9 protein-coding genes, 2 rRNA genes, 1 pseudogene and 1 other annotated feature are annotated in these 14,423 nt (G+C 30.1%); all 12 genes and pseudogenes read left to right on the top strand.

Going from position 1 to position 14,423, the window contains the following annotated elements:
- A 23S ribosomal RNA gene (locus K5V21_RS18560) occupies nt 1-175 on the top strand; the annotation flags it as partial.
- A gap of 54 nt (nt 176-229) precedes the next feature.
- Nucleotides 230-346: ribosomal RNA gene (rrf, locus tag K5V21_RS18565) — 5S ribosomal RNA — on the top strand.
- A gap of 94 nt (nt 347-440) precedes the next feature.
- Nucleotides 441-1,652 (top strand): annotated as a pseudogene (locus K5V21_RS18570) (SulP family inorganic anion transporter); the annotation flags it as partial.
- Between the two features lie 281 nt (nt 1,653-1,933).
- Nucleotides 1,934-3,883, top strand: coding sequence for a 1,4-alpha-glucan branching protein GlgB (gene glgB, locus K5V21_RS18575; protein WP_221862561.1), 1,950 nt, complete (start codon nt 1,934-1,936; stop codon nt 3,881-3,883).
- Nucleotides 3,884-5,317 carry a glycogen synthase GlgA gene (gene glgA, locus K5V21_RS18580; RefSeq protein ID WP_221862563.1) on the top strand — a complete coding sequence of 478 codons (1,434 nt, stop codon included), beginning with the start codon at nt 3,884-3,886 and terminating at the stop codon, nt 5,315-5,317.
- Between the two features lie 32 nt (nt 5,318-5,349).
- The gene (locus tag K5V21_RS18585; RefSeq protein WP_221862565.1) at nt 5,350-7,785 is read left to right on the top strand and encodes a glycogen/starch/alpha-glucan phosphorylase; all 2,436 of its coding nucleotides are present in this window, start codon (nt 5,350-5,352) and stop codon (nt 7,783-7,785) included.
- 211 nt (nt 7,786-7,996) lie between these two features.
- Complete coding sequence (locus K5V21_RS18590; RefSeq protein ID WP_221862567.1) at nt 7,997-9,157, top strand: glucose-1-phosphate adenylyltransferase; 1,161 nt, start codon at nt 7,997-7,999, stop codon at nt 9,155-9,157.
- Nucleotides 9,158-9,178: 21 nt separating this feature from the next.
- On the top strand, nt 9,179-10,282 hold the full coding sequence (gene glgD, locus K5V21_RS18595; RefSeq protein WP_221862569.1) for a glucose-1-phosphate adenylyltransferase subunit GlgD: 1,104 nt from the start codon (nt 9,179-9,181) through the stop codon (nt 10,280-10,282).
- A 76-nt stretch (nt 10,283-10,358) separates the two neighbouring features.
- Nucleotides 10,359-10,598: a binding site (T-box leader), on the top strand.
- Nucleotides 10,599-10,649: 51 nt separating this feature from the next.
- Nucleotides 10,650-11,273: a class I SAM-dependent methyltransferase gene (locus tag K5V21_RS18600; protein WP_221862571.1), complete on the top strand. Its 624-nt coding sequence runs from the start codon at nt 10,650-10,652 to the stop codon at nt 11,271-11,273.
- Nucleotides 11,274-11,289: 16 nt separating this feature from the next.
- Nucleotides 11,290-12,444 carry a trans-sulfuration enzyme family protein gene (locus tag K5V21_RS18605; protein WP_221862573.1) on the top strand — a complete coding sequence of 385 codons (1,155 nt, stop codon included), beginning with the start codon at nt 11,290-11,292 and terminating at the stop codon, nt 12,442-12,444.
- Complete coding sequence (locus tag K5V21_RS18610; protein ID WP_221862574.1) at nt 12,431-13,339, top strand: PLP-dependent cysteine synthase family protein; 909 nt, start codon at nt 12,431-12,433, stop codon at nt 13,337-13,339. Before K5V21_RS18605 ends, K5V21_RS18610 begins: the two co-directional genes overlap by 14 nt.
- Before the next feature lie 72 nt (nt 13,340-13,411).
- Nucleotides 13,412-13,864 (top strand): S-ribosylhomocysteine lyase, encoded by a 453-nt coding sequence (locus tag K5V21_RS18615; protein ID WP_221862576.1) that lies wholly within the window; start codon nt 13,412-13,414, stop codon nt 13,862-13,864.
- Nucleotides 13,865-14,423 lie beyond the last annotated feature (559 nt).

Below are 14,423 nucleotides of genomic sequence, written 5' to 3' on the forward strand. Positions count from 1 at the left end.
AAGTCGGGAAGGGATAAACGCTGAAAGCATCTAAGCGTGAAGCCCACCTCAAGATGAGATTTCCCATAGCGTAAGCTAGTAAGACCCCTTGAAGAACACAAGGTTGATAGGTCAGAGGTGTAAGCATGGCAACATGTTCAGCTGACTGATACTAATAGGTCGAGGGCTTGACCAATAAAAAAGACGATCAACAAAAATTCATATGCAATTTTCAGAGAATAATCTGAAATCTGGTGATGATGGCATAGAGGAAACACTCCTTCCCATTCCGAACAGGAAAGTTAAGCTCTATAGCGCCAATGGTACTGCACGGGAGACTGTGTGGGAGAGTAGGACGTTGCCAGGTGTGAACTAAAAGAGATAGTAATTACTATCTCTTTTTTTCATGTGTACACTTAATTTACAAAAAATTTATATGAAAAGAGGGATTTTTTTTACTGATGAAAAAACCAAAGTTTTTCTCAATATTAAAACACAGAAAAAAAGAATTAACAAAAGAACAAATTTTTAAAGATGTTGTAGCAGGAATTATTGTTGCAATTATTGCATTACCACTTTCTATTGCACTTGGTATATCATCTGGAGTAACACCAGAGAAGGGATTAATAACAGCCATAATAGCAGGATTTTTCATATCACTATTTGGTGGAAGTAGAGTACAAATTGGAGGTCCTACAGGAGCTTTTGTAGTTATAGTTTATGGAATTATAGAAAAGTATGGACTTGAGGGACTTATAATTTCCACATTAATGGCAGGTATAATTTTAATACTGTTTGGAATATTTAGACTTGGGAATTTAATAAAATATATTCCAAAGAGTATTACTTTAGGATTCACTTTAGGTATAGCTATTACTTTATTATCTACTCAAATAAAAGATTTATTTGGATTAAGTATAGATAAAGTACCTTCTGAATTCATCCAAAAATGGAATGTTTATATATCACATTTTAATAAAATACACTTTATTACATTATTAATTGGTATACTATGTATTGCCACAATAATCTTATTCCCAAAGGTTAATAAGACAATACCGGGATCCCTTATAGCATTAATAGTATCAACTTTAATAGTTTCTGGATTAAGTTTAAATGTTGAGACAATAGGATCAGCTTTTGGACAAATTTCATCAACTATTCCAAAGCCAGAGCTTCCAGCACTTACAATAGATAAACTAAAGGTTTTATTTATGCCATCTCTTACTATAGCATTTTTAGCTGCTATAGAATCATTATTATCAGCGGTTGTTGCTGATGGAATGATAGATAAAAAACATAACTCAAATACTGAATTAATAGGACAAGGTATAGCAAATATTGCATCATCATTATTTGGTGGAATACCAGCAACTGGTGCAATCGCTAGAACTGCAGCTAATATAAAAAATGGTGGAAGAACTCCTATAGCAGGAATAATACATGCCATAACTTTACTATTAATAATGATAGTATTTATGCCTCTTATACAATACATACCACTTGTTGCATTAGCAGCAATACTTGCAGTTGTATCTTATAATATGAGTGAGTGGAGAGAATGTATAAAAATTATCCACAATAATAAATTTGATGCTATTGAGTTATTAACAACTTTTATACTAACTGTGACTTGTGATTTAGTTGTTGCAATTTTAGTTGCTATGATAGTTCACTTTATAATTATAAAATTAATAAATAAGAATAATGATAAAGATATAGATAGTAGAATAGAAGTTGTATGTTAAACAATAAATTTAAAGAAGCCTAGGGTAATACCCTAGGCTTCTTTTTTATTAAAGTTAAATTGATAATTATATACTTTATTTTAATGAGTAATACATTTTTATTAATAAATTTTATATTTATTGAATAGTAATAATAGGAGCTTAAATTATTTAGTGATTCAGTAAAAGTATGTGGATGACATAAAATAGATGGGGGATTATGTAATATGAAGATTATAAGAGAAAAAGATGGCAATAAAGAAAATGGAAATAAGCATGATATTACGGACTTCAATACTTATCTATTTCATCAAGGAAAAAATTTTTATTCATATGATATGTTAGGAAGTAAATTTAGCGAAAACGATGGGCAGCCAGGCGTTAGATTCACAGTATGGGCTCCTAAAGCAAAAAATGTTTATGTTATAGGTGATTTTAATGGATTTTCTATAGATGAAAATTATAAGATGATTAAAATCACTAATGAAGGTATTTGGAGCATATTTGTATATGGAATTAATTTAGGAGCTAAGTATAAATATGCAATAGAAGATAGAAGAGGGGAAATTCATTATAAAATGGATCCATATTCAATATTTTCAGAGGTGAGACCTAATAATGCATCTATAGTATATAAAGGAAAAGAATTTAATTGGACAGATAGTGATTTTATAAGGTCTAAAAATAATAAAAATATATATGAGAGTGCAGTAAATATATATGAAATTCATCTTGGTTCATGGAAAAGAAGGGGCGATGAGTTTTTAACATATAAAGAATTGAGTAAAATACTACCTAAATATTTAGAAGATATGGGATATACACATGTAGAGATTATGCCATTAGTTGAGCATCCATTAGATTCCTCATTGGGGTATGAAGGAATTGGGTTTTATTCAGTAACTAGTAGGTATGGAGATCTAGAAGGATTTAAGGAACTTATTAATGAGCTTCATAAAAGAGGTATCGGAATTATTTTAGATTGGATACCAAGTCACTTTTGCAAGGATGAGCAAGGACTTTATAAATTTGATGGAACTCCAACTTATGAATATGAAGAACTATGGAAAGCTGAAAATAGACAGCTTGGAACCATTAATTTTGATCTTGGAAGGCCTGAGGTCAGAAGCTTTTTAATTTCAAATGCTCTTTATTGGTTTAGAGAATATCATATTGATGGATTAAGGATTGATTCAGTCTCAAATATGATTTATTTAGATTATAAAAGAGGAAAATGGGAATGGGTGCCGAATATTTATGGAAGAAATGGAAATTTGGAGGGAATTCAATTTGTTAAAGATTTGAATGAGATTATACATAACGAATTTCCAAATGTAATGATGATCGTAGATGAAGCTAAAGATTCTTGGCCTAATGTTTGTAGTTCTATAGGAAATGGAGGTTTAGGATTCAGTTTTAAATGGAATATTAGATGGATGAGTCACATATTAGAATATATAAAATTAGATCCCATATGTAGAAAATATCATCATGCTGATTTAACTTCTTCTATGATGTACAATTACTCAGAAAATTTTATACTTCCTATTTCACATAATGAAATTGTTTATAATAGAAAATCATTGATAGATAAAATGTGGGGTGATTATTGGACAAAATTTGCAGGACTTAGATTATTTTATTCATACATGATTGGGCATCCTGGAAAGAAACTTATGTTTATGGGGAATGAGTTTGGTCAATTTAATGAGTGGAAGGAATATGAGTCACTTCAATGGGAATTAATTGATAAATATCCTATGCATAAAAGTATTCAAGTATTTTTTAAAGACTTGAATCATATATACAAAGATAATAAAGCACTTTGGGAATTGGATTATGACCCAGAAGGGTTTAAATGGATAGATGAAAATAATAATAATCAAAGTATAATTTCATTTATAAGAAGAGGCAGGAGGAAAGAAGATACATTGATTTTTGTATCTAATTTTACACCAGTTGTATATTATGACTATAAAATTGGAGTTCCATACAAGGGTGTATATGAAGAAATTTTAAATACTGATCATAAAAAATATGGGGGATCAGGGCAAATTATTGAGGATAAATTATTTTCACAAGATGAGGAATCTCATAATTTTGAAAATAGTATAAAGATAAAAGTACCGCCAATGGCAACTGTGGTATTAAAGAGAAAATTTGAGGGGGAGAATTAGATGAAAGTTTTATTTGTTGGATCTGAAGCAAATCCATTTATAAAAACAGGAGGGCTAGGTGATGTATTAGGGTCATTACCTAAATCTTTAATAAAATTAGATGTAGATGCAAGAGTTGTAATACCTAAGTATAAGAAGATAAACGAGAATCTAAAAAAAGAACTAAGATTCCTTAAATGGTTTATGGTGCCAGTTGGGTGGAGAACACAATATTGTGGTGTATTTGAGTATGAGGAGGATGGAGTCAAATATTATCTATTAGATAATGAATATTACTTTGGACGAGATGGTCTTTATGGATATTATGATGATGGAGAGAGGTTTGCTTTCTTTAATAGAGCTGTTCTAACTTTTTTAAAACTAGTTGATTTTCAACCAGATATAATACATTGTAATGATTGGCATACTGGAATGATACCAGTACTTCTTAAAGTAGAATATGCAAAAGATTTATTTTATTTTAATATAAAATCAGTATTTTCAATTCATAATATTAAATTCCAAGGAGTATTCCCAAAGGAGATATTACCAGATCTTTTTGGATATGATTTAGAACCATATTATAATGGTAGTCTTGCTTTTGATGGTGGGGTTAGTTTCATGAAAGGTGGAGTACTTTATTCAGATAGAATTTCTACAGTTAGTTATTCATATGTTGATGAAATTAAAACTCAGGAATATGGTGAAAGACTTGATTCAATATTAAGAGAAAGGGAATATGCGCTAAATGGAATATTAAATGGAATAGATTATAAAGAATTTAATCCAGAAGAAGATAAATTAATATATGAAAATTTTAGCAAGAACTCTCTAGAAGGTAAAGCTGTAAATAAAAAAGAATTACAGAAGGAGTTATGTCTTCCTGTAAATGAAAATGCGGCTATGATTTCTATGGTTACTAGGCTTACTAATCAAAAAGGACTTGATTTAGTAGTTGATATTGCAGATAAATTATTACAGCATGATATTCAGCTAGTTATATTGGGAACTGGTGATTATCACTATGAAAATCATTTTAGGGGTTTAGCTGATAGATATAGGGATAAGGTATCTGCAAATATTAAATTTGATAATGGATTAGCTCATAAAATCTATGCAGCATCAGATATGTTTTTGATGCCTTCATTATTTGAACCATGTGGGCTTGGGCAACTTATAGCTCTTAGATATGGCACTGTTCCTATAGTTAGAGAAACAGGAGGTCTAAAAGACACCATTTTCCCATATAATCAATATAGTGGATTAGGAAATGGCTTTAGTTTTAGAAATTACAATGCCAACGAGTTATTAAGTGTTACTGAATATGCGTTAGATATATTTAGAGATAAAGATAAGTGGAATTCTATAGTTATGCAAGCTTTAGATTCAGATAATAGTTTAGAGAAATCAGCTAATGATTATAATGAAATGTATAAGGAATTAATTGTAGAATAAGTCGTTATAAAATCCAGGGGGAGGGGATAGATATGCTAACCATTGACAAAAGGTCCTTTAAAAGAGCCTATAAAAAGAAGTATCTAGAAATTCATGGAGAGGAGCTTTCAGATGGAAGTAACTATAAAAAATATGAAGCTTTAGGTAGTTTGGTTAGGGATTATGTTGCAGAAAACTGGATGAAGACTAATAAGAGGTATAGTAATACTGGCGAAAAGCAAGTGTATTACTTTTCAATGGAGTTTTTACTGGGAAGACTTCTAGGAGATGCGCTACTTAATCTAGGTATAAGAGATGTATGTAAGGAAGCATTAGAGGATTTAAGTATTAGTTTAGAGGAATTAGAAAATTTAGAACATGACCAAGGACTTGGAAATGGAGGGCTTGGAAGACTTGCAGCATGTTTCTTAGATTCTATGGCATCTTTAAATATAGCAGGACATGGTTGTGGAATACGATATAAATATGGATTCTTTGAACAAAAAATTATAGATGGAGTCCAAGTTGAAGTATCAGATAATTGGCTTAGAGATGGGAATGTATGGGAAAAAAGAAAAAATGATAAAAGAGAGATTGTTAAGTTTGGTGGAAATATAATAGAAGAAGAGATAAATGGAAAAATGAAATTTACTCATGTAAATTATGAGCCAGTACTTGCAGTGCCTTATGATACTCCGGTAGTTGGATATGAGAATAATACTATAAATACATTGAGATTATGGAGTGCTGAAACAGTAAATAATGAATTTGATTTCTCATCATTTAGTAGAGGAGAATTTCTAAAAGCATTAGAATATAAGAATTCTGTTGAGGCGATATCACAAGTTCTTTACCCAGATGACTCTCAATATGAGGGGAAAATGCTAAGGTTAAAGCAACAATATTTCTTTGTCTCAGCTGGCGTTCAGTGCATAATAAGGCGTTATAAAAGACATGGCGGGGATATTAGGAGTTTAGATGAAAAGATAGCTATTCATATAAATGATACGCACCCAACTCTTGCAATACCTGAAATTATGAGAATATTATTAGATGAAGAGGGGCTTGCTTGGGAAGAAGCATGGAGAATAACAACAAATACAGTATCATATACAAATCATACAATACTTGCAGAGGCTTTAGAAAAGTGGCCTTTAGACATGTTTAAGTCATTACTTCCAAGAATATATATGATTGTTGAAGAAATTAATGAAAGATTTTGTGCAGATCTTTGGAATAGCTATACAGGTCAGTGGGATAAAATATCACGTATGGCAATAATAGCTGATGGGCAAGTTAGAATGGCTAATTTAGCTATAGTAGGTAGTCATAGTGTAAATGGAGTTGCAAAGCTTCATACAGAAATCCTTAAAAAACAAGAAATGAGTGATTTTTATTACTATTATCCAAATAAATTTAATAATAAAACAAATGGAATAACTCATAGAAGGTGGCTTTTAAAGACTAATCCAAGGCTAACAAAATTATTAGTAGATACTATAGGCGAAGGGTTTATAAAACATCCTATAGATTTAGAAGCTTTTGAGAAGAAAGTAAATGATGAAAGTATTCAAAGAGAACTCTATAATATAAAGAAAGAAAATAAAGAGAATCTTGCTGAAACGATATATGAGAAAAATGGTATTAAGGTAGATCCAAATTCTATATTTGATGTTCAGATTAAAAGGATACATGCATATAAGAGGCAAATATTAAATTGTTTAAGAATAATGGATTTATATAATAAACTATTAGAAAATCCTGGGTTAGATATCGTGCCTAGAACTTTTATATTTGGGGGGAAGGCAGCACCTGCATATCATCTAGCAAAGAAGACAATAGAACTTATAAATAGAGTTGCTCAAAAGATAAATAATGACCCTAGAGTTAATGATAAGATTAAGGTTGTTTTCTTAGATAATTATAATGTTTCCCTCGCAGAAGAGATAATAAGAGCTACAGATTTAAGTGAGCAAATATCCACAACTACTAAAGAAGCATCAGGTACATCTAATATGAAGTTTATGATGAATGGGGCTGTTACTATAGCTACATTAGATGGAGCAAATATTGAAATAAGAGATGAGGTTGGGGACGATAATATAATAATATTTGGGCTAAATTCAAATGAGGTTCTAAATTATTATAAAAATGGAGGATATTCATCATTTGATATATATAAGAATGATCCGAGAATTCAATCTTCAATAGATGATTTAATAAATGGTAAATATCATTTTGATAGAGAGAGATTCAGAGAAATATATGAAAATTTAATACCCTACAACGATCAATTCTTTGTTTTAAAAGATTTTGATTCTTATATAAAAGCTCAAGATAGAGTAGATAAGTTATATAGGGATATGAATAATTGGCAAAGAATGTGTGGAGTTAATATAGCACACTCTGGAATATTCTCATCAGATAGAACAATACTTCAATATGCAAACGGTATATGGGGGGCAGAATTATTATATAAGAATTTATAACTAATTTAATATAGTTATATAGTCCAAAAATAATAGTAATATTATTTTTGGACTTTTTATGTTGTACAAAAGATTTCATAAAATAAATTATGTATAAATTCAAATACTCGGTCATATGTTTATATAAGTGCCTTGAATTTTAATTAATTTAAATTTAGTTAGATATTTAATTTATATAATTGTGAAAAACATATGAGGGGGAGAGAGTGTTATGGGTAAAAAAGAGATAGTAGCTATGATTTTAGCTGGTGGACAAGGTTCGAGATTAGGAGTATTAACTAAGAATTTAGCTAAGCCAGCAGTGCCATTTGGAGGAAAATATAGAATAATAGATTTTCCTTTAAGCAATTGTTCAAATTCAGGTATTTATACAGTTGGAGTTTTAACTCAATATAGGCCATTAGAGCTTAATTCACATATTGGAATAGGAGATCCTTGGGATCTAGATAGAAGAGAAGGCGGAGTTAGTATATTACCTCCTTACCAAGAAGAAAAAGGCGGTATGTGGTATAAGGGAACTGCAAATGCAATATATCAAAACATAGAATATATAGATAGCTATGATCCTGAATATGTACTTGTCTTATCAGGAGATCACATATATAAGATGGATTATAATGAAATGTTAGAATTTCATAAAGAAAAAGAAGCAGATGCGACAATTGCAGTTATTGATGTATCACTTAAGGAAGCAAGTAGATTTGGAATAATGAACACTAGAGAGGATTTATCAATATATGAATTTGATGAAAAACCGAAGGTACCAAAAAGCACAAATGCATCAATGGGAATATATATATTTAATTGGAAGGTTTTAAAGAGGCATCTAATAAATGATGAGATGGATATAAATTCAAGTAATGATTTTGGCAAAAATATCATACCTAATATGATAGAAGACGGGCGTAGACTAGTTGCATATCCGTTTGATGGTTATTGGAAAGATGTTGGAACTATAGAAAGTCTATGGGAGGCAAATATGGATTTATTAAAAACTGAAAATGAATTAAATTTATTTGATGAAGATTGGAAAATATACTCTGTAAATCCAGTAAGTCCAGCACAATATGTAGGTGAAGAAGCAGAGGTTAAGAACTCAGTTATTGTTGAGGGATGTACTGTGTATGGTAAGGTAGAAAATTCTGTATTATTCCAAGGCGTTTACGTTGGAAGAGATACTGTAATAAAGGATTCTGTAATTATGCCTAATTCGTATATAGGAGATAATGTAAGTATAAATAAGGCCATAATAGGAAGTGATGTCGTTGTAAGTAAAGAATCACAAGTAGGTAGTGGTGATGATATTGCAGTTGTTGCTTCAAAGGAAGAGATAAGTCCAGGCAGTACAATTGAAGCTAAAAAGATGGCTTAAAGGAGGAAAGGGTGAGTGCATATGAATAATTGCTTAGGAATAATAAATTTAGATGAAAATGAGACTAGGATGGGAGAATTGGTTAGAAAAAGACCTTTAGCATCAGTACCTATAGCAGCTAGGTACAGGGTTATAGATTTTGTTTTATCTAATATGACTAACTCCGGAATAGAGTGTATTGGTATTTTTGCGAAAAATAGATCGAGATCTTTAATGGATCATTTAACTAATGGAAGACCGTGGGATCTTCATAGAAAAAAAGATGGGTTAAAGGTTTTTAATTTTGGAGATGAAGACCCATCATATGATGATGTTCATAATTTTGCAGATAATATTGAATTCGTTAAATATAGTAAAAGAAAATACGTACTTTTAGCTCCATCATACATGGTGTGTAATATTAATTTTAATGAGTTATTAAAACAACATAAAGAATCAGGAAATGATGTCACAATGGTATATAAAAATATAAATAATGCAAATTTAGAGTGTATAGATTGTGATGTATTAAATATAGAAAATGAAAGAGTAGTTAGTGTTGGAGAAAATATTGGTAGGGCAAATAATGCTAATATAAGCATGGAAATGTATTTCATGAGAACAGAATTATTCGTAGATATTGTTCATGAATCAATTAGAAGTGGAATGTATAGAAAAATAAAGCAATTTATACATTCCAATTTAGAGAGATTGGATGTAGGAACTTATGAATTTAAAGGATACTTAAGCTGTATAAATTCTTTAAAAGCTTATTATGATTGTAATATGGACTTTTTAGATGCAGATGTTAGTAGAGAATTGTTCTGCAAAGAAAGCCCTATATATACAAAACCTAAAGATGAAGGACCAACTCAATATACAGTTTGTAGTAATGTTAGAAACTCTATTGTAGCTAATGGTTGCTATATTGAAGGAGAGGTTAAAAATAGTATTATAGCAAGACGTGTCCATATAGGGAAAGATGTAAAAATAAAGAATTCTATAATATTACAAAACGCTATTATAGGAAATGGATGTGAACTTGAAAATGTAATTGCAGATAAAAAGATAAGGGTAGAAAAAGATGAAAGATATATTGGCTCTAAAAATTGGCCCATTGTTATGATGAAAAGAAATAACGTTTAAAAAAGGGTTGCTTTTTAAAAAACATTGTACTATAATTCAAATATCAGAAGTATTCATATAGAATTACTAGGTTATAATAAATGCGTTGAAAAAGTAAAGTAACATTTCGGAAAATCACAGAGAGGGAAGCATTGCTGAGAGTTTTCTATTTAGAAGAAATGTGAAGTGCACTTTGGAGCAGAAATTCGAATTAATAGTAGAGTTCTCCGGGATCACCCGTTATAGTGATTAGGCATGTTAGTGCTGGAATTTTGAGAGTAGATATATTTTTTATATCTAAACTAGAGTGGAACCGCGAGTAAACCTCGTCTCTAATGTATTAGAGACGAGGTTTTTTTATATTTAAAAATAATTAGGAGGTTTTATCATGAATTCAATAAATTACTTCAATTCTATTGCAAAAGACTGGAATAAAATCAGAGTGGACTATTTCAAAGATGAATTAAGGGAGATTGCAGTTAATTCTGTAGATATTAAGGAAAAAGTAATTGCAGATTTAGGGGCAGGCACAGGATTTATAAGTTTAAGAGTAGGAGAAGAGGCAAATTTAGTTTTTCCTATAGATTCATCAAAGAATATGCTTAAAGAGTTACATAAATCAGCAAAAGATAAAAATTTAAACAATATATATCCCATAAAAGGGAGTCTAGAAGATTTACCTCTTTTTGATAATTCTGTGGATATTATATTTATGAATATGGCATTACATCATGTTACAAATCCAGATGTAGCAATCAAGGAAATGAATAGAGTACTAAAGAAAGATGGGCAATTAGTTATAACAGATGTTGAAAAGCATTCAGGAGAATGGGCATCTAAAGAAATGTACGATGTATGGTTAGGATTTAAGCATGATCAATTAGAGTCTTGGTATAAAGAAGCAGGATTTATAAATATAGATGTTAAGAGTACTGGATTAATTGCTAGAGGTGAATCATCAGAAGGAGAAGTGATTGAACCTAAAATTTTTATAGCAAAAGCAACAAAATAATTAAGGAGTGATAAAGGTGAAAAAAGATTCGTTATTAATACATGGTGGAATAAGTATTGATGAAAATACAGGAGCAGTAAATATACCAATTTATCAGACATCAACATATAAGCAAAAAAGCTTTGGGGAAAATAGTGGTCATGAATATTCAAGAACTGGCAATCCGACAAGAGAGGCACTTGAAAAATTAATTGCTGATATAGAAGGTGGAAAAAGAGGATTTGCATTTGCATCTGGACTTGCTGCAATTACTGCAATACTAAGCTTATTTAAAAGTGGAGATAAAATACTCATAACTAATAATTTGTATGGTGGTACATTTAGAGTTTTAGATAAAGTATTTTCTAACTTCGGCATAAGATATGAGATAGTAGATGACTTTGAAAGTTTTGAAGATAAAATTGATAAAGATGTAAAAGCAATATACATTGAAACACCAACAAATCCGTTATTAGACGTAGTAGATATTAAAATGGTTTCAGATAAGGCTAAGAAAAATGGTTTATTAACTATTGTAGATAATACTTTCATGAGTCCATATTTTCAGAACCCATTAGATTTAGGAGCTGATATAATAATACATTCAGGAACAAAATATTTAGGTGGACATAGTGATTTAGTTGCTGGATTAGTTGTTGTAAATGATGACTTACTTGGTGAAAGATTGCATTTTATTCAAAATGCAACAGGTGGAATACTTCAACCTTTTGATAGCTTCTTATTAATAAGAGGAATTAAAACACTTTCAGTAAGAATGGAAAGACATGAAAAGAATGCGATGTTTATAGCAAATAAGTTATTAGAAAATAAAAGAATTAAAAAGGTTTATTATACAGGACTAGAAAGTCATGAAGGCCATGAGATACAAAAAAGACAAGCCTCTGGATTTGGTGGAGTAATATCATTTGTATTAAATGATGATATTGACCATAAAAAGTTTGTAAATAGCTTAGAGCTTATAACATTTGGAGAAAGTTTAGGTGGAGTTGAATCACTAATATGCCACCCTGCATCAATGACACATGCAGCACTTCCAGAAGAACTTAGAGAGCGTATAGGAATAACAGAAAAATTAATTAGAGTTTCAGTTGGTATAGAGGATAAGGAAGATATATTAAAGGATATAGAGCAAGCTTTATTAAAAGCAGGTGAAAAAGATGAATTACTATAATGACATAAGAGAATTAATTGGAAACACACCATTATTAAAATTAAATAACTTAGGAATCAAAAATGGTGTAAATGTATTTGTTAAAATTGAAGGGTTTAATCCAGGAGGCAGCTGCAAAGATAGAGTAGGAGTATATATGATAGAAAAAGCTGAGATGGAAGGAATACTTAAACCGGGATCTACTATTATAGAAGCTACTGCTGGAAACACAGGTATTGGAGTAGCACTGGCAGCATTGAATAAGGGATATAAAGTAATGTTCGTTGTACCAGAAAAGTTTTCGATAGAAAAACAGAAATTAATGAAATCTCTTGGAGCTATAATAATTAATACGCCAAAAGAAGATGGTATGGAAGGTGCTATAAATATAGCTAACTCACTGTTAAAAGAGATTCCAAATTCTATATCGTTAAATCAATTTAACAACGAATCAAATCCACACGCTCATTATGAAACAACAGGAAAAGAGATTTATGAGGATTTGGATGGAGAGATAGATTATTTAGTTGCTGGAGCTGGAAGTGGAGGAACATTTTCAGGTGCTTTAAGATATTTAAAAGAAAGTATAGATGAAATAAAAGGAATATTAGCAGATCCTATAGGCTCTATAATAGGTGGTGGAAAAGAAGGATGTTACAAAATAGAAGGTATAGGAAATAACTTTATTCCTCAAACAATGGATATGAAGTTAGTTGATGAAATTATTAAGGTAGATGATGAAGAGGCTTTTAATGCTGCAAGACTATTAGCCAAAAAAGAAGGGATTATAGTCGGATCATCATCAGGAGCTGCTCTTTCTGCTGCACTAAAATTTATAGAAAAAATAGATAGTGGAAATGTAGTTGTCATATTGCCAGATAGAGGGGACAGATACTTTAGTACAGATTTACTATAAATATAGAATATAAATTAGAAAACTATATTATGCAAATTACAATAAACATATATTAGAAAGGAAGTAATGACAATGATTAAGGTAGAAAGTTTTGAATTAGATCACACAAAGGTTAAAGCGCCTTATGTTAGAAAAGCAGGAGTGAAATCAGGGGTAAAGGGTGATATAGTATCTAAATTTGATTTAAGATTTGTTCAGCCGAATAAAGAAATCTTATCAGATAAAGGAATGCATACATTAGAACATTTCTTAGCTGGTTTTATGAGAGAAAGAATTGATAATATTATTGACATATCACCAATGGGATGCAAAACAGGATTTTATTTAATAAGCTTTGGAGATTTGGATGTTAAAGAGGTTATCGAAGCATTGGAATATTCATTACAAAAAGTGTTATTGCAAGATGAAATTCCAGCTGCTAATGAATTACAGTGTGGATCAGCATCATTACATTCACTAAATTTAGCAAAAGAGCATGCTAAATCTGTATTAGATAATGGAATAAGTGATAGATTTTATATATAACAATAGATAACAGATTAAATTATAAAAATATCCTTATACCTAAAATTGAATAAAATTTTAGTATAAGGATATTTTTTATTATATAAGGATAATATATTATTGAATATATTATAATAGATAGAAATTTATGGTTTTATATTATATAATTTAATAAGAATATATAATAATTACATCTAATACAGTACCAGGCGTATCTTAAGTAGGAAATTAAAGAATAAAGAAGAAAAAAAGAATTATATAAAAATAAATAGACATATTAGTAATAATATGTCGAATCAATATCTGTATATATGTTATTATAAATCTCGTCGCTGATGCGAAACAGCTTCCACGGAAGCAAGGCAATATTTTAAATCAAATTAAGTTAAAATAACTTATTGAAAAAAATGTTGACAAAGTTTTTCAGAGGTGGTAAGATAAGTGAGTCGCTTGAGGGCGACGAGATAAAATGGTCTTTGAAAATTGAACAGAATATATAAAACATTTAAACAACCAGCAATTCTTTTTATTAAAGTAAGTTTTATGAGTGAAAAGATTAAACTTTTTATTGAGAGTTTGA

Source organism: Clostridium sardiniense, assembly GCF_019753795.1.
In the GTDB taxonomy this organism is placed as follows: Bacteria; Bacillota; Clostridia; order Clostridiales; family Clostridiaceae; genus Clostridium; species Clostridium sardiniense.

Bases quoted from the DNA above. Each gene is read 5' to 3' on its own strand.
- glgB (WP_221862561.1), top strand. From the start codon at position 1,934: ATGAAGATTATAAGAGAAAAAGATGGCAATAAAGAAAATGGAAATAAG.
- glgA (WP_221862563.1), top strand. From the start codon at position 3,884: ATGAAAGTTTTATTTGTTGGATCTGAAGCAAATCCATTTATAAAAACA.
- K5V21_RS18585 (WP_221862565.1), top strand. From the start codon at position 5,350: ATGCTAACCATTGACAAAAGGTCCTTTAAAAGAGCCTATAAAAAGAAG.
- K5V21_RS18590 (WP_221862567.1), top strand. From the start codon at position 7,997: ATGGGTAAAAAAGAGATAGTAGCTATGATTTTAGCTGGTGGACAAGGT.
- glgD (WP_221862569.1), top strand. From the start codon at position 9,179: ATGAATAATTGCTTAGGAATAATAAATTTAGATGAAAATGAGACTAGG.
- K5V21_RS18600 (WP_221862571.1), top strand. From the start codon at position 10,650: ATGAATTCAATAAATTACTTCAATTCTATTGCAAAAGACTGGAATAAA.
- K5V21_RS18610 (WP_221862574.1), top strand. From the start codon at position 12,431: ATGAATTACTATAATGACATAAGAGAATTAATTGGAAACACACCATTA.
- K5V21_RS18615 (WP_221862576.1), top strand. From the start codon at position 13,412: ATGATTAAGGTAGAAAGTTTTGAATTAGATCACACAAAGGTTAAAGCG.